This is a genomic window from Salinicola acroporae (assembly GCF_003206615.1).
In the GTDB taxonomy this organism is placed as follows: Bacteria; Pseudomonadota; Gammaproteobacteria; order Pseudomonadales; family Halomonadaceae; genus Salinicola; species Salinicola acroporae.
This window is the reverse complement of sequence record NZ_PZJW01000017.1, coordinates 18,648-42,668: the sequence shown is the minus strand read 5'-3', so window position 1 is coordinate 42,668 and position 24,021 is coordinate 18,648. Positions and strand designations below refer to the sequence as shown.

The window sequence follows — 24,021 nt, the reverse complement described above, 5'->3', positions numbered from 1 at the left end:
ACGGGTGCCTTGGATTCCTTATAGCAAACCTCTGCCGGGAATGCCCGCCGACGTCACTCGATGGATCGTTACCGCCGCCGACAACGTGCCCGGTCCGTTCGACCGTCCCGAGATCGAAAACGCCCGCCCTCCCTGGCGGGAGCGCGGGCGTTGCCGTAGAACTCTGCATCGTCGTGCAGAGGCAGACCGCTGTCGGGCAGCCGTCAGCCGCCGACGGGCGCCTGCTGGGGCGGCTTGGCCTTGGCCAGCAGGAACAGCACCACGGTGATCACCGCACCGACGACATCGCTGGCCAACCCCGGGAAAATCAGCGCCAGCGCGCCGACCGCCGCCAGTATTCGCCAGAAGGGGTTGAGCGGCCGGCGCAGGTAACCCTCCACCGCGACCGCCAATAGCAACACGCCGATCACACCGGTCACGATGACCCACAGCGTATTCCAAAGCGTCGCATCGATCATCAGCATGCTGTGGGCGAACACGAACATGTACGGCACCACGAACCCGGCGATCGCCAGCTTCATCGCCTGGAAGCCGGTGGCGTTGGGTGACCCGCCGCTGATACCGGCGCCCGCATAGGCGGCCAGCGCCACGGGGGGCGTCAGGTTGGCGAACAGCCCGAAGTAGAAGACGAACATGTGGGCGACGAAGATCGCCGTCTCATTGCTGCCGGCCAACTCACGGAACATCGGCAGGTTGAGCAGGATCGGCGCCGCCATGGTGCTGGTGATGATGTAGGTCGGGATACTGGGTAGCCCCATGCCCAGCACGATCGAGGCGATCATGGTCAGCACCAGCGTGACCAGCAGTTGGATCATCGGAATCGGAATCTGCTGGCCCAGCGTCACCACGGCATCCGCCGCCTCCAGCGCAATGCCGGTGAGCGTGGCGATGCCCACGATGATTCCCACCGCTCCGCAGGCCACCGCCACGGGAATCGCATTGCGCACGCCATCGTGCATGGCGTCACGGCAATCCCCGACATCCATTTTTTCGGCCACCATCCCGAGCCTGGCCCGAAGCGCATTGATCGCCACCGGAACCGCGATGATCACGAACAGCATCCAGCGACTGGCCGGGAAGTTGGGCAGGGCATGCCCGCCGACCAGCGCCCGCAGCTGTGGCTCGAAGATCAGCAGGATCAGGATCAGGCTCAGGCCGAGGGTCACGCGACGCGTGCCGCAGATCAGCACCGTCGCGGCGATCGACCAGAAAGCGGCGAAGAACGGCGCCCGGCCCTCGAACAGCAACCACAGCAACACCGCCATCGGTATCAATAGATGGCCGCGCTTGAGCATCACCTCCTTGAGCGGGGTCAACTGAGAACGGGGAATCCCTTCCAGCCCATTGCGCATGGCTCGCAGATGCACCTGGAACAGCACCCCGAGATAGAACAGCAGCGCCGGGATGATCCCGGCCAGGATCACCTGGGTGTAAGGCACCGAGAGCACCTCGGCCATGATGAACGCCGCCGCGCCCATGATCGGCGGTAGGATCTGCCCGCCGACGCTGGCCGCGGCCTCCACCGCGCCGGCGAAATTGGGCTTGTAGCCGGTCTTTTTCATCAGCGGAATGGTGAAGGCGCCGGTCGTCACGACGTTGGCGATGGCGGAGCCGTTGATCGACCCGAGGAAGCCGCTGGCGATGACCGCTACCTTGGCCGGGCCGCCTCGGGTATGCCCGGCGATGGCCAGCGCCAGATCGTTGAACAGCTGCCCCAGGCCGGACTTGCCGAGGAAGGCGCCGAACAGGATGAACAGGATGATGTAGCTCGCCGAGACCCCGATCGCAGTGCCCAGCAAGCCCTCGGTGATATACACCAGGTGCGAGACGATCTGCTTGCACGTCGCGAGAACGATCGCCTCGTTCACCTGTGGATAGAACGAAAGCTTGGCGTAGAAGCCGTAGACCAGGAACAGCGCGGCCAGGATCGTCAGCCCCCAGCCGGTCACCCGACGCGTGGCGTCCAGCACCAGCAGAATCGCCACGAAGCCGACCACCATGTCGACATTGTTGATGCGCCCCGCGGAAGCGATGACCCGATCCGACACCGTCAGCATGTAGACACCGATGCCGAAGGCGACCAGCGCGAGGATGGCGTCACCCCACGGCACGTGGTCCCGCGCGCCCTTGCGGGTCAACGGATAGAGAATGAATGCCAGCCCCAGCAGCGTATAGAGGTGAATGCTGCGCTGGGCAACGTCCACCAGTGGCCCGGAAAACGAGGTGTAGAGATGGAACAGCGCCAACATTACCGACACCGCGGTAACGAACTGGATCACCCTGTGCGGCAGTCGATCCCGGACCAGGCTCTCACGATCGAATTTCTCCAGCGCCTCCTTGACCGACGGATCCTCGGGACCCTCGGCGGAAACCGTGACTTTTTGTTCGGACATACTTCTTTCCTCGCCAGGCGGGGATCTACGATAACCAGGGACGCAACAGCGCCGGCAGTGCTTGCCACAACGGCACCCTGATGATGGAAAAGGTGAGAATCGGCGGCGGATCGTCCTGAGACAACGCGATGGTGTGACCGGCGAAGATCAGCCTGTAGTGCTCCTCTGTCGCGGCCTGGACAGCCAGCGGATCGACCTCGCGATCGATCCCGGTCATCACCACCCAACCGTCCTCGAGAAGCGTTTCGGTGCCGGCATCCGACGGGACACCGGCGCCGAAGGTCTTGAAGCGCGTCCCGGTAATCTCGATGGCGTCGTCGTCGGTCACCCTGAACCACTCTTCCCAGTCCTCTTTTTCGACCGAATGCATCCAGCGAATGGTAAAGGTCGTCCCCTGCCAGCCGGGAAACGCGAACCGCCACTGTAGCCCTTCGCGGATGACCAACCACGGCAGCGGAACCGAAGCGGTGGCGATCAGGAGGATCGCCACCGCTGCATGACTCAACCAGGCTTTACGCATCGAGATCGCACGTCATCGCGGTACCTGCCGGTGACGCCCGCCAGCGCTCAGGACTGTGGTTCTTTGTCCTGGGCATTCTCGCTGCCGTTGGTGTCGCTACCTTCGGTCGTCTCGATATTGTCTTCTGGCGTCTCGGCGCTGGTCTGCTTGGCCGGTTTGGATTCGGCGCCATCGGTTTCGGTCGTGGCCGCCTGCTCGTTGGCCGGCATGGAGGCGGTCTCTTCCGACAGATCGCTGTTGTCGCCAGCGGTCGTAGCGTCGTCGCCGGACGTCGCATCCGCGGAGCCAGCCAGCGTCTCGTAATACGCCTCGGCCCCCGGGTGCAACGGCACGACCAGGTTCTGGTCCATGGTCGCAGGATCGAACTGCTTGAGTGCGCCGACGGAAACGTTGCCGGATTCCAGGTAGTCGTGGAAGCGCTTGGCCAGGTCCTCGGCGACATCATCGCGCATCGAGGACGGCACGATCAGGATGTTGCGGATCGCCACCGTATCCACGGCGTCGCCCAGGTTGTAGCGCTCGGGGGCACCGGCCGGGATTTCGTAGTTCTCGTAGTACGGATATTTCTCCAGCAGCGTGGAGGCGACGTCACCGCTGACCGGTACGAAGGTGATGTCGGTGCTCTGCATCAGACCGGTGATGCTGGAGTTGGGAACGCCGGAGGTGAAGAACGCGGCATCGAGATTGCCGTTGCTCATCTCGGTGACGCTGTCGGCGTAACCGGTATGGCTGACCTGGGCAAGATCGTCGTAGCTCAGACCGGCAGACTCCAGCACCTTGGCGGCGCTCTGCTCGACCCCGGAGCCGACCTTGCCGACGCCGACGCGCTTGCCTTTCAGATCGGCAATGCTGTGGATATCGCTGTCGGCGGTGGCGACGACCTGCACCACGTTCGGATACATCCCGGCGATGGTCTCGATATCGGCGGGCTGGCCGTCGAACTGGTTCTGACCCTTGACCGCGTCATAGGCCACGTCGCTCATCACGATGGCGACCTGGTTGAGGCCGTCGGTGATGTTGTTGATGTTCTGCACCGAGGCGCCGGTCGAGACCACCTGCACGCCATTGACCAGATCGCTCTGCTCGAAGACGCTCTTCAGCGCGCCGCCGATCGGATAGTAGGAGCCGCCGGTACCGCCGGTGCCGAAGATCAGGTTCACCGGCTCGCCACTCGCGCCTGAGCCATTGTCCTCGCCGAGCGCGGCAGTCTGCTGATCGTCTGCAGCATTTCCGCTGCCCGTACTATCAGACCCGGCCGTATTCGCCGAGGTGCCACTTTGCTGCTGAGAAGATTGCGAATCGCTGGTCTGCTCGTCGCCATCGTCACCGCAGCCCACCAGAAGAGCGCCGGAAAGTCCGAGCGCCGCGATCAGCAGCCCTGTGCGTCGTGTCATGATTCACCCCGATCTTGATTCCCGAGAAAACGTATTTTCTGTCAATTAATCAGCGATAAGAGTAAGTAACCGCAGGCAGGCTTGCCATGGGTAGCAGCGCAACTACAACCAAAGTCTAACCCCCTTCCCCCCTGTCGAGAGCACCCTCCGGACCAGCGCGCCAATGGTCAGTCCCTGAGAGACTATAGAGAACAGCACGATCAGATAGGTCACGTTGAGCAGCACGTCGCGGGCCTCGCCCGCTGGCAGCGACAGCGCCAGCGCCACCGAAATCCCGCCGCGCAGGCCGCCCCAGGTCAGCACCGCGATAGAGCCGTGCCGGAAATGACGATGTGCCAGAGAGACGGGGATGGCCACCACGAGCAAGCGCACCGCGATCAGCAGCACGATCAGCGGCATGGCGACCAGCAGGTAGTTCCAATGAAAAGGCAGCGCCAGCAGCTCCAACCCGATGATGACGAATAACAGCGCGTTGAGAATCTCGTCGATCAGCTCCCAGAAGTCGTTGAGATGCTGCCGCGTCTGCGTCGACATCGCGTGAGTCCAGGCGTGGTTGCCTACCACCAGCCCCGCCACCACCATGGCAATCGGCCCGGAAACGTGCAGATGCGTCGCCAGGGTATAGCCGCCCAGCACCATGGCCAGGGACAGCAACACCTCGACCTGATACTGATCGACGCGCTTCATCAGTGCATGCACGCCGTAACCGAGCAGCAGGCCGAATAGCACCCCGCCGCCAGCCTCCTCGACGAACAGCATCAGTGCATACCCGCCCGCCAGAGACTCACCACTCTGCGCTGCTGAGAGCAGCAGCGTGAAGAGAACGACGGCAACGCCATCGTTGAACAGCGACTCACCGACAATACGCACCTCCATATCGTCCGGGGCGCCAGCGCCGCGCATGATGCCGAGCACCGCCACCGGGTCGGTCGGCGAAATCAGCGCACCGAACACCAGACACCACGGCAGTGCGACCGGCACGCCTAGGATGCCGAGCAGCCAGTGCGAGGCAAATCCGATCAAGAGAGTGCTGACGATGGTGCCGAGGATGGCCAGCACGCCGATCGAAGCCCAGTAATCGCGCAGCTTCTTGATATCGACGTGCAAGGCGCCAGCAAACAGCAGAAACGACAGCATGCCGTTCATCAACAGCGAATCGAAATCGAGCGCCTCCACCCAGCTACGCGTCAACGCCGCCGGGGCATGGATGCCGACACTGGAGAGCCCTTGAATCACGAGCGACAGGAACAGTGCAATCACCATCACACCGATGGTTGCCGGCAAATGGACATAGCGCTCGTTGAACCAGGCCAGCACGGCGGTCACGGTCAGCACGATGGCGGCGAGCTCAAGCACCTCATACTCCTTGGAAAAGATGTTTCGAACGCAGGTCCCAACGCAACGAACCCGCCGCGGCGGGTTCGTCGTCAACAGCGCTTGGCTACCTCATCAGAGCCCCGCCGCCGACTTCAACGCATCGGCCTTGTCCGTCTTTTCCCACGGGAAGGCGGTGAAGGTCTCGGTCTGCGTTTCACCGTTGACGTCGGTCCAGGTATAGCTGGACTCGAACGGTTCGCGGCCGAAGTGCCCATAGGACGCGGTGAGTTGATACATCGGGTGGAGCAGATCGAGCATGCGGGTGATCGCGTGCGGGCGCAGGTCGAAGTGCTCGCGCACCAGCTCGATGATCTTGGCTTCACTGACCCGGGCAGTACCGAAGGTATTGATCGACACCGAGGTCGGCTCGGCGACGCCGATGGCGTAGGAGACCTGAATCTCGCACTTGTCGGCCAACCCCGCGGCGACGATGTTCTTGGCCACGTAACGTCCGGCGTAGGCGGCGCTGCGATCGACCTTGGACGGATCCTTTCCGGAGAACGCGCCGCCGCCGTGACGCGCCATGCCGCCGTAGGTGTCGACGATGATCTTGCGCCCGGTCAGGCCGCAATCGCCCACCGGGCCGCCGATCACGAACTTGCCGGTCGGATTGATATGGAACCGGGTGTTGTCGTGAATCCACTTCGCCGGCAGCACGTCGCGGATAATCAGATCCTCCACCGCCTTGCGCAGATCATCCTGGGAGATGTCCGGATCGTGCTGGGTCGAGAGCACCACGGCATCGACCCCGTTGGGCTGGCCCTGGTCGTCGTAGCTGAAGGTGATCTGGCTCTTGGCATCCGGGCGCAACCACGAGAGCGTGCCGTTCTTGCGCAGTTCCGCCTGGCGTTCGACGAGACGATGCGAGTAGTGGATCGGCGCCGGCATGAACGACTCGGTCTCGTTGGTCGCATAGCCGAACATCAGGCCCTGATCCCCTGCGCCCTGATCCTCGGGCTTGCTGCGGTCGACGCCCTGGGCGATATCGACGCTCTGCTTGCCGATCAGATTGATCACGCCACAGGTTTCACCATCGAAGCCGACCTCCGACGAGGTATACCCGATATCCATGATCACCTTGCGCACCAGCTCTTCCAGATCGACCCAGGCGGTAGTGGATATCTCGCCGGCGACGATGGCCACGCCCGTCTTGACCAGCGTCTCGCAGGCGACGCGGGCCTGCTTGTCACGGGCGATGATGGCGTCCAGCACGGCATCGGAAATCTGGTCGGCGATCTTGTCCGGGTGCCCCTCGGACACGGACTCGGAGGTAAACAGAGAGTATTCACTCATGGCGTACGGAGATCCCTTCGTTCACTGGTTGCGGCCCGCGCTTGCGGCCCGCCTGACAAAACGCAGCGCCGCCGGTCGGAAGGACGGATGAAACGACGCACGGCATCGCTGCCCCGAGTCGGTCGGGACAGGGTACAAAAGTCTACACACAGAATAGCTAGCTGCCTATGTTTTGCCACCGCCGCCATCGCTTTCGCCGTGCGCTGCGTCGCCTCCGTCGGCGTCACGCCCATGCACGATGGCGACCAGCCGCTCGATGCCCCCGGTCACGCCCTCGCGCTGCCAGGCATTGCGGCCGAAGATCACGCCGCTGGCGCCATTGTCCAGCGCTCCCCGGGTAAATCGCGTCAGCGCCTCGTCATCGTTCATCGCGGCTCCTCCCAGGACGAGCACCGGCACCGGACAACTTTCCGTCAAAGCCCGCATATCGTCGGGCTCGCCGGTGTACTGCGCCTTGATCAGGTCGGCCCCCAGCTCGGCGGCGATCCTCGCGATTCGCGCGATTCGCTCGCCATCGAGCAGCCCTTCCTCCCTGGCCCCCCACACCACCGCCTCGACGATCAGCGGCAGCCCGATCGCCTCGCACTGACGCGCGGTCTCCGCCACCGCCTCGAGATTGTCGGCCTCGCGCCGGGGGTCGTCGTAGCCGGAGATCAGGCACATCACCACGGCATCCGCGCCCATCGCCTGCGCCTGGGCGGGCGTGGCAATCATGCGGTGATGCTCCTCCCCCGCCAGGGTGAAGTCGCCCACCATCGGATAATCGATTCGCAGCACGACCCTGGGGGCCCGGCTGTCGGCGAACAGCGACCCGCAGGACTTGAGCACGCCCGGCGACAGCAGTACCGCATCCGGACGCGAGTTGACGATGGCTTCGCAGGTGCGGCGCGCATCGATCGCATGCGCCACCGGGCCCGACAGCAGCGTGCGATCGAATGCCACCATGCAGGTCAGGCCGGTCTCGCGACGAAACAGCCGCCCCGTTCTCAATCCGCTGGCGGAAAGCCTGTGGGTCATGATGCTGACTCCTGAGTGGAAGAAGGCCCCTTGCGCGGGACGCTTCCCGATGGAGAAAGGGGCAGCTCGGTGGCACCGGCCGTGGTGTCGTCAACAACCGGGGCGAGCGAGACACCGTGCGTGCGCATCGCGATCTCCCGTACCCTGTCGATCTCATCCCGGCAATGGTCTTCCGACCACGCCAGGGCCCCGCTGCACAGTGTCGCGACCTCCTCGATCACCGCACTGTCGAGCAGGCCGGCCAACGCGATCGGCAGACGCCGGAACAGCACGTCCGCCAGATGCTCGACGCGCTCGAAGCGGCAGGCGAAATCGATCTCTCCGACCCGATAACCGGCCAGCGAATCCAGCGGCCGCTGGCGGCAGGCGCCGCCAGCGTTCATCCCCGCGCAGTGCCGTGCCACCGCTTCGCCCCGCGTACCATAGCGATCCAGCAGGGTGATGGCCCGATACCGGTCGCCCTCGCAGAGGGCCGTCACCCGGGCGAGCCACGCCTCCCGCGAAGTCGCATCGCGGGGAAAGTCCCGCCCACCGCCGATGGCCAACAGCCGGGTATCGATCTCGCGCCGACGTCCCAGTCTCGCCAGCAGGTCGTCGGCTGCCTCTTCGGCGAACCCGCGAAATGTGGTCCATTTACCCCCCACCAGGGACAACACCGGCCAGGCGTGGATGCGATCCTCGACGATGGCGTGATCGCGGCTGATCTGGCCCGGATCGGCGGCGTCGCTGCGCGGTAATGGCCGCACGCCGCTATAACGGTAGCGAACCTGATCCGGACCGATCGTCACCTCGGGAAACAGGTAATGCACCGCTTCGAGCAGGTAGTCGCGCTCGTCGTCGTCGCAGACGGCCTGGTCCGGGTCGGTACAGCGGATGTCGGTGGCACCGACCAGCACGTGGTTCATGAACGGATAGATCAGGCAGATGCGGCCATCGGGCGTGCCGAAATAGATCATGCGGCCGTCGAGCTGATCGCGGATCTGTGGCACGTCGACGATCAGGTGCCCGCCCTTGGTACCGCCGATATGCCGCGTTTCCTGCCCCAACTGACGGTTGATCTCGTCGATCCAGGCGCCGCCGGCATTGACGATGATCCGCGGTCGCACCTGGAAGGCGCTGCCGTCTTCATCGGCGAAGATTATCGCCTCATCATCGCTACCGGTCAGGCTGACATGATTGAGCGCCATCGCGCCGCGATGGGCCCTGCAGCCGTCGTCGATCAGCTCGAACCCGAGCCGCTCGGCCTGGCTGATCGCGGCATCGTAGTATGTGTGCAGCGCCTTGATGTCTTGGCGCACGTCCGGCAGCGACTCGCGTACCCGGCGCCCCAGCGTCACCGAGTGACGTGGCATGCTGCGGAAATGGCGCCCGAGGAAATCGTATAGCGTCAGCCCAACTTCGCTGATCAGGATGCCGCGATCGTCGATCTTTGCCGGACGGCGAAGGAACCGCTGGATCGACGGCCAGATCCCGCCCCACCAGCTGTGCGTCGGCATTGCCGTGCGCAGCGGGTGCACCACGTGCGGCGCGTTGCGCAGCAGCAGGTTGCGCTCGCGGGTCGACTGCGCCACCAGCCGAAACTCGCCGGTCTCGAGATATTTGAGTCCGCCGTGGATCAGTCGCGACGGTGCGGCGCTGGCGCCGGCACAGAAGTCCTGCTTGTCGACGATCAAGGTATCGACGCCCTGCAGCGCCAGGTCGCGGAACAGCCCGGCGCCGTTGATTCCGGCCCCGATGATCAGTACTGACACCGCGGGATCCGCGCGCAGGCGATCCAGGGTCTGCCGACGCGTCAGCGGCGCGGCATTGGCGGGTTCCGTCATTGTCCTGCTCCCATCGTCGGCGTGGATTCGGTCGGGGTGTCGGGCGAATCCGGGGGCGACGCCTCCACGTCCAGCGTCGCCCATAGCGCTCTCATGCCTTCGATCAGACGCTGGTAACGCTCGAAGCCCTGCTGACACACTGCCTGACGCTCCGAATCGGGGCTGTAGCGGTGGTCGACCTCGCAAAGCGACGTGGCCGACTCGATGGAGGGAAATACTTCGGCTGCCACCCCGGCGCAGATCGCGGCGCCCCAGGCCGCAGCCTCCTGAATTCGCGACGTTTCCAGCGGTCGCCCCAGCGAGTCGGCGAACAGTTGGGCCAGCCGAGGCGAGTGACTGCCGCCCCCGGTGATCCGGATACGGTCGATGGGGAACGTCGACGCCAGCGCATCGACATGCACCCGGTGATTGAACACCACCCCTTCCAGGATCGCGCGCAGGACATGGCCCCGGTCGTGCCAGCCCTGGAGACCGAACAGCCCGGCACTGGCCGGCTCGTCGTAGGGCGAACCATAAAGGAAAGGGTGGTAGACCAGTCGCGACGGGCTGCGGAAGGCGGCGTCGAGTGCCGCCTCCATGTCGGCGAGGAAAGCCCCGGTGCCGCCGTCTCCCGGCTGCCCCCACTGCCGATGAAACCACTCGAGATTGCTCGACGAAGCCGGTGAAATCGCCATGTTGAGCCACTGGCCAGGGCGCAGCCCATTGCGTGTTGCCCAGCGCGAGTCGGGCTTGGGCGCATCGGAAAAGACTTCGTTGATGCTGAACGTCCCGGCCGCGATGGTCAGCGTATCCGATGCGATATTGCCCAGCCCCACCGCGCTGGCGGTGACGTCATGCAACCCCGTGGCAACCGGTGTACCGACTTTGAGGCCGGTGACGCGCGCGGCGGACTCGCAGACCTGGCCGGCGACCTCCTCGGGCAGTCGAACGTCGGGCAGGGCCTCGAAGACCGAGGCGATGCCCAGCATCGACAGCGCGTCGCGGCTGTAGCGCTGGGTGTTGACGTCGGTATAGCCGGTGCTGGCCTCGGTGAAGTCGGTGGCGATCTCGCCGGTCAGCTTGAATCGCAGCCAGTCCTTGCAGGTCAGGACGTGGCCGAGAGCGGCGTAGCGCTCGGGTTGATTGGCCTGCAGCCACGCCAGCAGGGTCACCGGTGAAAAGGCGAAAGGCGTCTGCCCGATCCGCGTCAGCGCCTCCTCGCGCATGCCCTGCTCGCACCACCGCTCGACGATACCCGCCGCACGGCTATCAAGCGAGGTGATGGCGTGACCGAGCGGCTCACCCTTGCGATCGAGTGGGTAAAGCCCATCGCCGTGGGCCGTGACCCCCACCGCCAGAATCTCACCGCCCTCGAGACCGGCAGCCGCCAGGGCGGCGCGTATCGATTCGGCGGCGCTCGCCCAGGCGACGTTCATGTCACGCTCGACCCAGTGCGCCTGGGGATGCTCGAGCCGGGACGCTTCCCGCCCGATTCCCACGACGTTGCCCCGGGTATCGAAGATCACCGCCTTGGTGGAACTGGAGCCACCATCGAGCCCCAGCAGATGACCGCGTGACATGGCTGCCTCCCGTGTACTGGCCCCCGCCGGCACACTTGCCTATCGTTGCGAGAGCTTCATGAGCGCCATTTCTAACACCATCTTGTGATCCCTGGACGTTAGACGATGGTGTTAAGCCAGAACTAAAATTTTTAAAATGAATTTATTTTCAAATATTTAAAATAACACCCACGAAGAAACGGTTTCACCGAGACCAAAGTCATAGGGCGAATCGTCACGTTTTGATGTTATTTCTTCACCACTCATCGCTGTCATCGCTGTATTCAGCCATGCCCTTGCCAGGCTTTCACTTAGCTATCGCCGGAGTCTCCGATGTCCGCCACCCAACCGGCCCGTCCGGAACCAACGCCGCTACCCGATGACATGCAAGCCGTGGTCTGTCGTGGCCCCGGCGACTACCGGCTGGAGCGTGTGCCCACGCCCAGACCCGGCCCCAACGAGCTGGTTCTCGGGATCCAGGCCTGTGGCATCTGCTCGAGCGATCTCAAGTGCCGCGACGGCGCCGCCATGTACTGGGGCGACGGCGACCGCTTCGCCCCTTTCGTCAAACCACCGATGATCGTCGGCCACGAATTCGCGGGGGAAGTCGTCGCACTGGGCGAGGGTGCCGGGACACATTTCGGCGTTGCGCTCGGGGATCGCGTCGTGCCGGAACAGATTCTCCCCTGCGGCAAATGCCTCTACTGCCAGCGCGGCCACTACTGGATGTGCGAAGTGCATCATATCTTCGGCTTCCAGGGCGGCGTGGCCGATGGGGGCATGGCCGAATACCTGCGTGTGCCGGCCAATGCGGTGCTGCACCCGGTCGACCCGGGCCTTAGCGTCGAGGACGCCGCCTTTCTCGAACCGCTGGCCTGCGGCATTCACGCCGTCAACCGCGCCGAGATCCAGTTCGACGATACCGTGGTGATCGCCGGCGGCGGCCCGATCGGCCTGGCCATGGTGCAGCTCGCCAGGCTCAAGACGCCCAAACAGCTGATTCTGGTCGACACCCATGACGACCGCTTGACCCTGGCCCGCGACTACGGCGCCGATCACGGCCTCAATCCGCATCGCGACGATGTTGCCAAGGAAGTTCGGGCACTCACCGGCGGTTACGGTTGCGAGGTCTACATCGACGCCACGGGCTCGTCGAGCGGCGTGGTCCAGGGCCTGGAGTCGCTACGCAAGCTCGGTCGGTTCGTCGAGTTCAGCGTCTTCAAGGAGCCCACCAGCGTCGACTGGTCCACCATCGGCGACCGCAAGGAGCTGGACATCCGTGGCTCGCACCTCTCTCCGCACACCTACCCGGTGGCGATCGACCTGCTGGCCCGCGGGCTGGTGACGACTCGCGGCATCGTCACCCATCGCGTTGCGCTGGCCGACTTCGAGCACGGCTTCGAGATCGCCGCCCGGCGCGACTCGATCAAGGTCGTGTTGACGACGGGAGCGTCATGACCTCGCCCGCCACCTTGACTACTCGCACCGTGACACGGGGGGCACCAGCGCGCCGCCAGGCGATGCTGGACTACATCATCCAGGCCGGCTCGGCCCAGGTCGACGAGCTGGCCGAGCGCTTCGGCGTCAGCCGGATGACGGTGCACCGCGATCTCGACGCGCTCTCCGAGCAGGGCATGGTCAACAAGCAGCACGGAGGGGTCACCACGCGCTCTTCCAGCGTGTTCGAAAGCAACTTCGCGCTGCGTTCGCATATCGCTACGCGGGAAAAGCAGGCCCTGGCCCGTGCGGCGCTGGAGGAGATCGCGTCCGGCGAAGCGGTGATGCTGGACGACTCCACCACTGCCGCCGAACTCGCCCTGCTGCTGCCGGCGCGGGAGCCGCTGACCGTGATCACCAATGGCCTGGAGAGCATCGACCGGCTCAAGACCGCCAGCGGTATCAAGCTGATCACTTTGGGCGGCGACTACCAGCCCCGTTTCAATGCCACCTTCGGCCTGCTCTGCGAACAGACGCTCGCCAACTTGCGCGCCAATGTCGCGATGCTTTCCGCCTCGGCGATCCTCGGCACTGCCGCCTACGTGCAGGACCCGACGGTGACCCAGATCAAGCGTGCCCAGATGGCGGCGGCAGAGCGCCGGATACTGCTCGTCCACAGTGCCAAGTTCGGCCAAGGTGCGCTGCACCGGCTCGCCGATCTCGACGAGTTCGACCTCGTACTGATCGATGAAAGCCTTGCCGCCGAGCATCGCACCACGCTGGACGAGGCCGGGATTCACTATCGACTGATCGAAGCTAGACCGTGAATGTCAGCGACAAAAAAACCGCCGCGGGCGAGGGCCCGCGGCGGTGTTTCGGGGGAACGGCCTTGCGTCTTACTGCTTGAGCACGAACGGGGAGACGTACTTGTCGACGTTATCCGGCGTGATCAGGATGCAGTCAAAGAGGTGCTTCTCGCCCTGGACACCGGTTTCACCGGTGGTGATGAACTTGTCGGCCATCTGCACCGCCGCCTTGGAGAAGATCGCCACCGGCTGCAGCACGGTATAGGCGAGCTCGCCGGACTTGACCGCGTCGACCGCGTCGGGCGAACCGTCGAAGCCACCGACCACGACATCGTCCAGCTTGCCGGCTTCCTTGAGCGCGGCGATCGCACCCAGGGCCATCTCGTCGTTGCCGCTGATCACGCCTTGAATGTCAGGGTTGGCCTGCAACAGGCTCTGCATCTTGTTGAACCCCTGGGTGCGGTCCCAGTTGGCGACGTCCTCGCCGACCTTCTTGAGATCCGGGTACTGGCTCAACACCGTCTCGTAGCCGTTGGAGCGGGTCGCGGCGTTGTTGTCCGACGGCGCGCCCTTCAGCTCGACGTAGTTGGCCGAGTCGCCGACCGTCTGTACCCACTGCTGCGCACCGAGGGCGGCACCCTGGGCGTTGTTGGAGACCAGTTGCGCCTTGGCCAGCCCCTGCTCGTTGATTTCCGCATTGACCAGGAACACCGGGATGCCGGCGTCGACGGCCTTGCGCACCGCACCGACGGAACCATCGGCATTGGCGGGATCGAGAATGATCGCCTTGGCCTGATTGGTGATCGCGGTATCGATCTGGCGGCTCTCGGTGTTGGTATCCCCCTTGTGGGCGCTGACGTTGGCGCGATACCCCAATCCCTCGGCCGTTTCCCGGGCGATCTTGCCCTCGGTGAACCAGTAGGGGTTGGAGGTATCGTTGACGATGACCGAGATCAGCCCCTTGTCCTGCGCCATGGCGCTTCCGGCGAGCAACGGCGCGCTCACGGCGAGGGCTGCGATCAGCAGGCGTTTTCCTGTCTTGAACATGATGGATCACCCTTCTTTTGCGATTGTGATGACTAGCGTGCAGCGGTGAGGCTAGTGCTGTGTTGCCGGTTTACCGGCCGTACTTTCCGCCTCGGGTGTCACGCGCGCGGCATTGCCGCTCGAGGCCGGAGAAGAGGGGGTGTCGGGTGCCTTCGGTTCCGCGGGCTTGGCCACGCGTTTCCGGCGCCCGCCGTACTGAATGCTGTTGAGCAGCACCGCCAGCACGATCACCGCGCCGGTGAAGACGGTCTGCCAGTAGGAGGAGACACCGATGATGACCAGGCCGTCGGACAGGAAGCCGATGACGAAGGCCCCCAGCAGGGTGCCGCGCACGGTGCCGCGGCCACCGGTCAGCGCCGCGCCGCCGATGACGACGCCGGCAATGGCGGTCAGCTCGTAGGTGGTGCCGGCGGTGGGGCCGGCGGAGGTGAGCTGCGACGACAGCACCAGCCCGGCGATCGCCGCACAGATGCCGGAGAGCACATAGACCGAAACCTGGACCCGCTTGACCGGCACCCCGGAGAGCTCGGCGGCGCGGGCGTTACCGCCGGTGGAGTAGACCCAGCGCCCGAACGGCGTGCGCGCCAGCGCCAGCAGGGTGACGACCGCGACGATCGCCAGCACCCAGACCCCCACCGGCACCCCGAACAGGCGGTTGAAGCCGAGCCAGTCGAAACCGGTATTGCCGAGCGCCGGATCGCCACCGAGGTTGTTGTAGGTCAGGCCGTCGGTCATCAGCAGCGCCACGCCGCGGGCCACATAGAGCAGGCCCAGGGTGGCGACGAACGCCGGCACCTTGAAGTAGGCGATCAGCACGCCGTTGATGGCCCCGATGAAGGCCCCCACCCCACAGGTGAGGATCACCACCACCCAGACCGGCGGATAGAGGGTCACGCCGAACGCATCCAGCGTCACGCCCTGCATCAGAAAGCCGGCAACCACCCCGCACAGGCCCAGGGTCGAGCCCACCGACAGATCGATGCCACCGGTCAGGATCACCAGCAACATGCCGATGGAGAGCAGCCCGAAGATCGCCACGTGGGACGACATGGTCAAGAAATTGTTGGTCGAGAAATAGACCGGCGACAGCGCCGAGAAGATGATGATGATCGCGATCAGGGCGAAGAAGGCGCGACCCTCGAGCAGCATTCGCCCCAGATCGAAGCCACCACCCTGGCGCGCTGGCGCTTGGCTGTGCTTGGACATAATCAGAACTCCCTTCGAGTAAAAGCGCTCACGCGACCACGGCCTCGCCCGAGGCGGCCATGATCTGTTCCTTGGAGGCGTCGGCGCCGAACTCCGCCGCGATGTGTCCGCGGCTCATCACCACGATGCGGTGGGCGATGCTCAGGCACTCGCCGACTTCGGAAGTGGAGAAGATCACCGCCAGCCCCTGCTTGGCGGCCCCTTCCGCCAACAGCTTGAACACCTCGGCCTTGGCCCCGATGTCGATACCGCGGCTCGGCTCGTCAAGCACCACCACCCGGGGATGGGTTGCCAGCATCTTGCCGATCACCACCTTCTGCTGGTTGCCGCCGGAGAGCGAGCCGATCTCGGCCCTGGGCCCATCGGTCTTGATATGGACATTGGCGATCGACTCGTCGACCACGCCGCGCTCGCGGCTGCCCGAGGTCAGCAGCCAGCGGGTGAACGCCTTGATGCTGGCCAGCGACAGGTTCTCGCCCACCGACATGGTCTGCACCAGGCCATCGCGCTGCCGGTCTTCCGGCACCAGCACCAGGCCCTTGGCAATGCGCTCGGCGATGGTCAGGTGCGAGACGTCCTCGCCTTCCAGCACCACCCGGCCGCCGCTCAGCGGCACGCGACCGGCCACGCACTCGAGCAGTTCGGTGCGCCCGGCGCCCATCAGGCCATAGATGCAGACGATCTCGCCGGCGCGCACCTCCAGCGACAGGTGGTCGACCACCGAGCGGTCCGGTACTGCGGTATCGGCGACGCTGACATCCTCGAGCGACAGCGCCACGTCGCCCATGGCGTGCCCGGTGGGCGGCGAGCCGAGATCGAAGTTCTCGCCGACCATGTTGCGCACGATCCACTCCAGATCGATGTCCGCCCGCCTGGCGTAGGCGGTCATCACGCCGTCACGCAGCACCACCGCGTGGTCGGTGATGAGCAGCGCCTCCTCCAGGTGGTGGGAGATGTAGACGATCGAGACGCCGCGACTCTTGAGGTCGCGAATCACCCGGAACAGCACCTCGACCTCGGTCGCCGACAGTGCCGAGGTCGGCTCGTCCATGATCAGGATGCGCGAGTTCACCGATAGCGCGCGGGCGATCTCGACGATCTGCTGCTGGCCCAGGCGCAGGTCCTCCACCGGCGTCAGCGGATCGATCGGCTCGTCGAGTTCCTCCATCAACGCCCGGGTCTGACGCGCCTCCTCGGCATAGTCGATGCCGGCAGGCCCCTTGATCTCGCGGCCCATGAAGATGTTGTCGCGGACGCTCAGGTTGGGCGCCAGGCTCAACTCCTGATGGATGATCGAAATGCCCAGGCGCTGGGCATCGGTGGTCGAGGCGAATCGTACCGGCTCGCCCTCCAGCACGATCTCGCCGGAAGTCGGCTGGATCACCCCGGACAGGATCTTCATCAGCGTCGACTTGCCGGCCCCGTTCTCGCCGAACAGCGTGGTCACCTGGCCGCGATAGACGTCGAAATTGACCGTCTTGAGCGCATGCACGCTGCCGAACGATTTGGCGACATCCCGCGCCGACAGCACCACATCGTCGACCGGTTCGCCGGCGGGAGCAGGCCGATTCGAGGAGGAAGCCATCACTGCACCTCCATGCTGACGGGCGTCACCAGCCAGTTCTTGGGGTTGATCAGCTTGAACACGCCGGTCACGCTGACGGTCTTGCCACTCAGATCGGCGGTATCGATGTCCGCCAGCACCGCTTGCTTCATCGCATCATTGATCGACGCCCCCGCGTTCTGATACTCGATCTGGTTGGCAAACTCGCCGAACGAGATCTCGCCGGTGGCGTCGCGCAGGTCGGTGCCATTGATCGCCGGGCCGGTCTGCACGCGCAGTGTGACCTCGTCGGGCACGCCCTTGGCGTCGACGGTATAGATGCCTGAACGCGCCTCACCGAATGTCCCGCTGAAAGTGACCGGCACCACCGGGCCGAAGCCGCCGCCGACACCGTACTTCTGACCCGCCGCCGCCGAATCCGCGAGTACCGCCGACGCCAGTTCACCAGCATCGACGGCACGCTCCTCGACGCTCGCCTGAATCGCCGGGAAGTGCTCCCCGCCATAGGTCTCGGCGGAGAAGCCGCCAGCCAACTCCGCCTCGTGGCCGATCTCGACCACCGTGGTATCCCAGGCCATCGCGGCCAGCACCACGACCACGCAGGCACCGATGATCAGGCGCCCTTTCAGCTTGCCCGGCGCTGCTGGCCGACTGGCAACTGTTGTACTCATCGCTTCAAGCCCTCTTTCCTGATACCGCCGTCTTCATCTGCACGGAGCGGGGGCGACCGCCGGCCGCGCGCCGACATCACGGGATCAACACAATCTTCAGTGACTTCGATCCGCTCTTCATCAGCTCGAAGCCTTCCTCGTATTTCTCCAGCGGCAGCTTGTGAGTCACCACCCCTTCGGTCGGGAAATCGCCGTTGCGGATCCCCTCGATGACCAGCGGATAGCAGTACGGGCCGAGGTGGGATCCAAGCACGTCGAGTTCCTTGCGGTCGGAGATGATGCTCCAGTCGACACTGACCGGATCCTTGAACACGCTGAACTCGACGAAACGCCCCAGCTTGCGAATCATCGACAGCCCCTGCTCGACCGACTTGGGATGCCCGGTCGCCTCGATGTAGACATCACAGCCGTAGCCCTCGGTCATCTCCTTGATGATCGAGACCACGTCGTCGCGCTTGGGGTTGAGGGTCAGGTCGGCACCGAATTTCCTGGCCAGTTCCAGGCGGTCGTCGAACAGGTCGAGCACGATCAATTTCTCGGCGCCCGCTTTCTTGGCCGCTCCGACCATGCCAAGCCCCAGGGTGCCGGCGCCGGAGAGCACCACCACGTCGCCCAGTTCGATCTTGGCGCGCTGCACCGCATGCAGCGAACAGGCGTAAGGCTCGATCAGGATCGCCTTCTCCAGCGGCAGCTCCTCGGGGACGTGATAGTTGATCGCCTCCTTGGTGAACTTCATGTACTCGGCCATGCCGCCGTTGACGTTGTTCTGGAAGCCGTACAGGTCATGCTTCTCGCACATCCAGTACTGGCCCCGACCGCAGAAGCGACAGTTCCAGCACGGCACGATCTGCTCGGAAATCACGCGATCGCCGACGGCGTAGCCTTCGACCTGGGAACCGACCTTGACCACCCGGCCGATGAACTCGTGCCCCGGAATCATCGGTGCCTTGATATAGGCGGGCTGGGTCTCGTCACCCCAGAAGCTGGGCGCGCCGTCGTAGGACTTGATGTCCCCGGCGCAGATGCCGCAACCCTCGACCTTGACCAGGATCTCCTTGTCGTCGATCTCGGGGACCGGCACCTCTTCGTAGCGATAATCGTTGGGTGCGTAGGCAACCACCGCTTTCATCGTGCGGGGAATGTCGCCGTGGGAAGTCGCTTGGGTGGATGTCACGGTGGCGTCGCTCATGGAAGATCTCCTGCGCTTAAACACATGATCAATATTTGGTCATATGTTTTTAGCGCAGCAGCGGAAAAGACATCAATACGCAGAGCGAAAATGCACTCTAAGACTTTAGCCAAATGATTTTTATCTTATTGATAAACATAAACTTAAAATGAATTCATTTGATCATGTACGACTAAAGTTATCGTCGAGCTGGTGGCAAGATTCGGGAAATTGATCAGGATCAAAATGCGTTAGAATGATCTAAAACAGATCATATGTTCACCACAAGGGCCAAAATGCACGCTCGTGATCGTGAGTGACGGCAGCGGCGTGGTTCGCGTGCGCCACTACCCATCAGAGAGAAGGAAGTCGGTGCCGGGCATCCGGCCGTCGGACCGCTATACCGGCCCGACGGCCGGGCCAGTCAATCGCGCTTGAAATAGCGCCGGGAAATGGAGTCCAGCGAGATCGCGATCACCACGATGGCGCCGCTCACCATCGACTGCCAGTACGGGGAAATGCCCAGCAGCACGATCACGTTCTCGATCACTCCGATGATGGCCGCACCGAAGATCGCCCCCAGTGGCGTACCGATGCCGCCCGTGGTCGGCACCCCGCCGATTACCGAGGCGGCGATAGGCCCCAGCACCCAAGAATCCCCGATGGAGGGCTGCGCCGAGCCCAGCCGGGCGACCATCAGCATGCCGGCCAGCGCCGCCAGGAAACCTGCGAACGCAAACACGCCCAGACGAACACGATCGGCGCGAATGCCCAGCATCCTGGCGGCCGACAGGTTACTGCCGACGGCATACATGTAGCGTCCGAACGGGGTCTTCAGCGTGATGAAACAGGCCACGATCAGGAACAGCAGCATGATCCAGAACGGGACCGGCAGCCCGGCCCACTTGCCGCTGCCGAGGAACCCGATGTCGGCGGGAATGCCGGTGATCGCCACCCCCTTGGTGATGACCAGGTTGAGGCCGCCGTAGACACCCGCCATGCCGATCGTCAGCACCAGCGAGGGCAGCCGGAGCAGCGTCACCAACAGGCCGTTGAGCAGCCCGAACAGCGCGCCTATCACCAGGCAGAGCGCGAATGCCAGCCACGGATTCAGCCCCAGCTTGACCATGAGGATGCCGCCGATCACGCCGCAGAAGCCACCGATGGCGCCGAGCGACAGGTCCAGCTCCCCCAGGATCATCAACATCGACTGCGCGATGGTGATCATGCCGATGAAGGCCAGCGACCTGGCGATGATGACCAGGTTGTAGCTGTTCAGGAAGTTTTCCGACAGCAGCGACGCCACCACCACGATGAGCGCCAACACCCCCACCACGCCACTCAGGGGGTTGCTGACCATGAATCCCATTGCCTTACGCAGCATGTCCGCCCCCCCCGTGACCGTGGATGGCTCCGACCAGCGCGTCTCCGCTGGCCTGATCGATATGAAACTCTCCGCTGACCTTCCCTTCGTAGAGCGTGATGATTCGATTGGCGCAGCGCCGCAGCTCATCCATCTCCGATGACACCAGGATGATTCCCACGCCACGCTCCGCCAGCGCCTTCATCAACCGATAGATCTCCATCTTGGTACGGATGTCGATCCCCTTGGTCGGCTCGTCGAAGATCAGTACGCGAGGGTCGCAGGCCATGGCGCGCCCGATGATCGCCTTCTGCTGATTGCCTCCCGACAGGAAAGCGATGTTCTTGTTCATGGTCGGCGTCTTGATGTCGTAGTCACGCACGATGTCGCCGACCCGCGCCCGCTCCCGACGGGCGTCGATCACCCCGTGTCGGGCCGTGGTGCTCAGCAATGCCATGCCGATATTGCGGCGCACGCTCTGGCCGGGAAAGATGCCGTGATACTTGCGCTCTTCGGAGAGATAGAAGAGACCGTGGCGAATGGAGTAGTGCGTATCCCCCAGCCGCCACGGCGCCCCCTCCAACTGGACCGTCCCGGACCGGGCCGGCAGAAAGCCGAACAGCGTCTGCATCACCTCGGAGCGGCCAGCCCCGACCAGGCCGGCGAACCCCAGGATCTCCCCGCGCCGCAAGGCGAACGAGACATCCTCGAATCTTTTCCCGCAGAGCCCCTCGACCTGCAGCATCACCTCCCCGCTTCCGCCCTCCGGCTGCAGCCGGCTGTCCGTCTTGACCTCCTGCCCCGACATCAGCGAGACCAGTTGGCGGTCGTCCAGCTGCGACGCCGGCCGCGTCTCGATCTTGCGACCGTTGCGCAGCACGCTAATGGTGTCGCTGATGGCGAACATCTCGTCGAACTTGTGCGAAATGAAGACGACACCGCAGCCCGAGGCCACCACATCCCGCACCACACGGAAGACGCGCTCGACCTCGGTCTCCGTCAGCGAAGAGGTCGGCTCATCGAGGATCAGGATCTTCATCGATTCGTTGGTACAGGCCCGCGCGATCTGCAGTAACTGCTGATCGGAGATCGAGATGTGGCGCACCTTGTCGCCAGGGCTGGCCGCGATCTTGAATCGATCGAGCCAGGTCTGCGCCGCACGCTCCAGCTCGCGACGCTTGAACAACCAGCCCCCGCGCCGAGAGCGCGAGAACGGCATGAAAAGATTCTCGGCCACGGTCATGTTGCCGAACAGGTTGATCTCCTGGGGGACGTAGGCAATGGTCTTGTGCAGGTGATCGTGACTCGACGCGTCCTGACCATCGATCATCACGCGCCCCCGGGATGGCTTCTCGGTGCCGGTCAAGATCTTGACCAGCGTCGACTTCCCCGCGCCATTTTCCCCTGCCAGCGTGTGCACCCGGCCCATCTCGATCTCGAGCACGATGTCATCCAGCGCCTTGACGCCCGGAAAACGCTTGCTGACATGATCGACGTGCAAGTAAGCCATCGTCGTCTCCCGTGGACTCTCGCATTGAATCACCGCAACCGCCCCCGCCGAGACATCGCTGCCGGCGGGGGCGCTTTAGGCCTCACTCCACGAAGGAGTCGACGTTATCGGGCGTGATCATGACGTTGCCGGTATCGATGTGATTGGGGGTGATCGCCCCGGTAGCCAGTTGCCACATGTTGATCACCGACCAGTAGCCCTGCATGGTCGGGCGCGAAGCCGATGACGAATCCGCCACTCCCTCCTTGATCAACACCAGCATCTGACTGAGGTCATCGAGCCCGACCAGCTGGACCTTGCCGACCTTGTCGGCCTCCTTGATCGCCTGGCCGATACCGACCGGCCCGGCGGCGTCCGATGCCACCCAGCCATCGAGGTCGGGATTGGCCTGCATGATCGCGGAGGCCTGCTGCTGCGCGGTATTGATGTCATCGTTGTCGACGCCGGTCGCGACGACATCGATACCCTCGTGTTCGTCAAACACGGCCTGCGCGCAGCGTGCCCGCTCGGCATGATTGGGAGCCGTGGGCACGCCCATCATGATTGCCACCTTGCCCTGCCCGTCCAGTAGCTCGATCAGGCGATTGGCCGCCATCTCGGCCTGCTCGCAGAAATCGCTGCCGACGGTGGTCAAGTTCATTCCCTCGGGATTGATCGAATCGAACAGGGTGATCGGAATCCCCTGCTCCTGGGCCTCCTGCAGCACGGTGCGGTTGCCACTGGGATCGAGAAGATCGACGATGATTCCGTCGGGGCGCGTCGAGATGGCACGCTCGATGATCTCGTTCTGCTGGGCGACGTTGGCACTCTGGGGAGCCGAGTACTGGATCTCCACGTCGGACCCGGTCTGCGCCTTGATGGCAGCAGCAGCCTGCTGCGCGCCCTGGTTGACCTTGTCGAACCAGGGGTGAACCACCTTCGGCACCACCACGAAACGATAGCTGTCGTGCTTCTCGGTCCCCGGACCATCGGCGGCGAGGGCCGATGAAGCCACTCCCGCGGATGCCAGAATGCCGAGCGCCAGTACCACACTCGCCTTGACGATTTTCATGAAGAACCCTCCGCAATGATCCAAACCATCATTCATATGAGATGAACCAAGTTCATATGAACGCATTTTCTTAGCATCATTTACCGCTTGGCTTGCAAAATGAACAAGGCAGACTTTAGTGGCTACGATTAAAAGCCATCTTTTTTATACTTCACTTTCATTATCTTATTGAATTTTAGACAAGAACTGCTTCAGCCCGAGGAAAACTCGGACAGTCATTCCTGGGCGATCATATGATCACCCTGTAACACCGTTTACCTCTCGCGGCATGCCCGGACCGCCGATCGTCCAGACGTCCCGCTGGAAATATCCGGCGGATTGCCGAGACGTCCACCCGGCTCAGCGATGCTCGCGCTCGTAAGCCTCGATCCGGTCCACCTTGGGCTGCGAACGGCCGCCGGGCTCATATTCGTTGCCCAGGAAGCTCTCGACGATCGTCTTGGCCAACTCGATACCGATGACGCGCGCCCCCATGGTGACGATCTGGGCATCATTGCTCTTTCGAGCGCGCTCGGCGGAGTAGGTATCGTGAGCCTGGGCGGCGCGAATGCCGGCCACCTTGTTGGCGGAAATCGCCACGCCAATGCCGGTGCCGCACATCAGGACGCCGCGATCGTAGCGCCCCTCGGCAATCGCCTCCGCGACCTCGATCGCGATGTCCGGATAGAGCACCGGCTTCGCCTCGTGCGTGCCGAAGTCCTCGACTTCGTGCCCCAGCGCCCGGACATGCTCGATCATCGCCTGCTTCATCTCATACGCCGCCTCGTCACACCCCAGCGCCACTCGCCACTGCTTTGCCATCACTCACCTCCCATGCTCTCAATGGCGTCGAACATCGACGGC

19 protein-coding genes are annotated in these 24,021 nt (G+C 63.9%); 2 read left to right on the top strand and 17 right to left on the bottom strand.

Translation table 11 applies throughout. The features are described from left to right. Nucleotides 1-203 precede the first annotated feature (203 nt). From DOM54_RS19045 to DOM54_RS19010, 8 genes are all read right to left on the bottom strand, one after another. Nucleotides 204-2,393: a TRAP transporter permease gene (locus tag DOM54_RS19045; RefSeq protein ID WP_110717842.1), complete on the bottom strand. Its 2,190-nt coding sequence runs from the start codon at nt 2,391-2,393 to the stop codon at nt 204-206. Between the two features lie 25 nt (nt 2,394-2,418). After that, entirely contained in the window at nt 2,419-2,913 is a 495-nt protein-coding gene (locus DOM54_RS19040; protein WP_110717841.1) for a DUF1850 domain-containing protein, read from the bottom strand. Between the two features lie 47 nt (nt 2,914-2,960). After that, a complete protein-coding gene (locus DOM54_RS19035) occupies nt 2,961-4,307 on the bottom strand; it encodes a TAXI family TRAP transporter solute-binding subunit (RefSeq protein ID WP_110717840.1) in 1,347 nt (448 codons plus the stop codon). A 102-nt stretch (nt 4,308-4,409) separates the two neighbouring features. After that, nucleotides 4,410-5,663, bottom strand: a complete 1,254-nt coding sequence (locus tag DOM54_RS19030) for a cation:proton antiporter (protein WP_110717839.1) — start codon at nt 5,661-5,663, stop codon at nt 4,410-4,412. 93 nt (nt 5,664-5,756) lie between these two features. Then, a complete protein-coding gene (gene metK / locus DOM54_RS19025; RefSeq protein WP_110717838.1) occupies nt 5,757-6,977 on the bottom strand; it encodes a methionine adenosyltransferase in 1,221 nt (406 codons plus the stop codon). Nucleotides 6,978-7,142: 165 nt separating this feature from the next. Further along, on the bottom strand, nt 7,143-7,994 hold the full coding sequence (locus DOM54_RS19020; protein WP_110717837.1) for a class I fructose-bisphosphate aldolase: 852 nt from the start codon (nt 7,992-7,994) through the stop codon (nt 7,143-7,145). Further along, on the bottom strand, nt 7,991-9,817 hold the full coding sequence (locus DOM54_RS19015; protein ID WP_110717836.1) for a glycerol-3-phosphate dehydrogenase/oxidase: 1,827 nt from the start codon (nt 9,815-9,817) through the stop codon (nt 7,991-7,993). Before DOM54_RS19015 ends, DOM54_RS19020 begins: the two co-directional genes overlap by 4 nt. Beyond that, entirely contained in the window at nt 9,814-11,376 is a 1,563-nt protein-coding gene (locus DOM54_RS19010; protein WP_110717835.1) for an FGGY-family carbohydrate kinase, read from the bottom strand. Before DOM54_RS19010 ends, DOM54_RS19015 begins: the two co-directional genes overlap by 4 nt. A 312-nt stretch (nt 11,377-11,688) precedes the next feature. Between DOM54_RS19010 and DOM54_RS19005 the strand changes: the two genes are divergently transcribed. Next, nucleotides 11,689-12,813: an alcohol dehydrogenase catalytic domain-containing protein gene (locus tag DOM54_RS19005; protein ID WP_110717834.1), complete on the top strand. Its 1,125-nt coding sequence runs from the start codon at nt 11,689-11,691 to the stop codon at nt 12,811-12,813. Continuing rightward, nucleotides 12,810-13,619 carry a DeoR/GlpR family DNA-binding transcription regulator gene (locus tag DOM54_RS19000; RefSeq protein ID WP_110717833.1) on the top strand — a complete coding sequence of 270 codons (810 nt, stop codon included), beginning with the start codon at nt 12,810-12,812 and terminating at the stop codon, nt 13,617-13,619. The genes DOM54_RS19005 and DOM54_RS19000 overlap by 4 nt, the downstream gene beginning before the upstream one ends. 69 nt (nt 13,620-13,688) lie before the next feature. Here DOM54_RS19000 and DOM54_RS18995 read toward each other — a convergent pair whose 3' ends face one another. The 9 genes from DOM54_RS18995 to rpiB form a co-directional block, all read right to left on the bottom strand. Next, complete coding sequence (locus tag DOM54_RS18995; protein ID WP_110717832.1) at nt 13,689-14,645, bottom strand: D-ribose ABC transporter substrate-binding protein; 957 nt, start codon at nt 14,643-14,645, stop codon at nt 13,689-13,691. A gap of 51 nt (nt 14,646-14,696) precedes the next feature. Then, nucleotides 14,697-15,851 carry an ABC transporter permease gene (locus DOM54_RS18990; RefSeq protein ID WP_110717831.1) on the bottom strand — a complete coding sequence of 385 codons (1,155 nt, stop codon included), beginning with the start codon at nt 15,849-15,851 and terminating at the stop codon, nt 14,697-14,699. A 28-nt stretch (nt 15,852-15,879) separates the two neighbouring features. Beyond that, a complete protein-coding gene (locus DOM54_RS18985; RefSeq protein WP_110717830.1) occupies nt 15,880-17,436 on the bottom strand; it encodes a sugar ABC transporter ATP-binding protein in 1,557 nt (518 codons plus the stop codon). Continuing rightward, a complete protein-coding gene (locus DOM54_RS18980; RefSeq protein ID WP_110717829.1) occupies nt 17,436-18,086 on the bottom strand; it encodes a DUF2291 family protein in 651 nt (216 codons plus the stop codon). Before DOM54_RS18980 ends, DOM54_RS18985 begins: the two co-directional genes overlap by 1 nt. A 76-nt stretch (nt 18,087-18,162) precedes the next feature. Continuing rightward, entirely contained in the window at nt 18,163-19,275 is a 1,113-nt protein-coding gene (locus DOM54_RS18975) for an MDR/zinc-dependent alcohol dehydrogenase-like family protein (RefSeq protein WP_110717828.1), read from the bottom strand. A gap of 403 nt (nt 19,276-19,678) precedes the next feature. Continuing rightward, nucleotides 19,679-20,638 (bottom strand): ABC transporter permease, encoded by a 960-nt coding sequence (locus DOM54_RS18970; RefSeq protein ID WP_110717827.1) that lies wholly within the window; start codon nt 20,636-20,638, stop codon nt 19,679-19,681. Further along, entirely contained in the window at nt 20,628-22,127 is a 1,500-nt protein-coding gene (locus tag DOM54_RS18965; protein ID WP_110717826.1) for a sugar ABC transporter ATP-binding protein, read from the bottom strand. The genes DOM54_RS18970 and DOM54_RS18965 overlap by 11 nt, the downstream gene beginning before the upstream one ends. 82 nt (nt 22,128-22,209) lie before the next feature. Then, nucleotides 22,210-23,178, bottom strand: coding sequence for a substrate-binding domain-containing protein (locus DOM54_RS18960; protein ID WP_110717825.1), 969 nt, complete (start codon nt 23,176-23,178; stop codon nt 22,210-22,212). Nucleotides 23,179-23,517: 339 nt separating this feature from the next. Then, the gene (rpiB, locus tag DOM54_RS18955) at nt 23,518-23,979 is read right to left on the bottom strand and encodes a ribose 5-phosphate isomerase B (RefSeq protein ID WP_110717824.1); all 462 of its coding nucleotides are present in this window, start codon (nt 23,977-23,979) and stop codon (nt 23,518-23,520) included. Between the last annotated feature and the right edge of the window lie 42 nt (nt 23,980-24,021).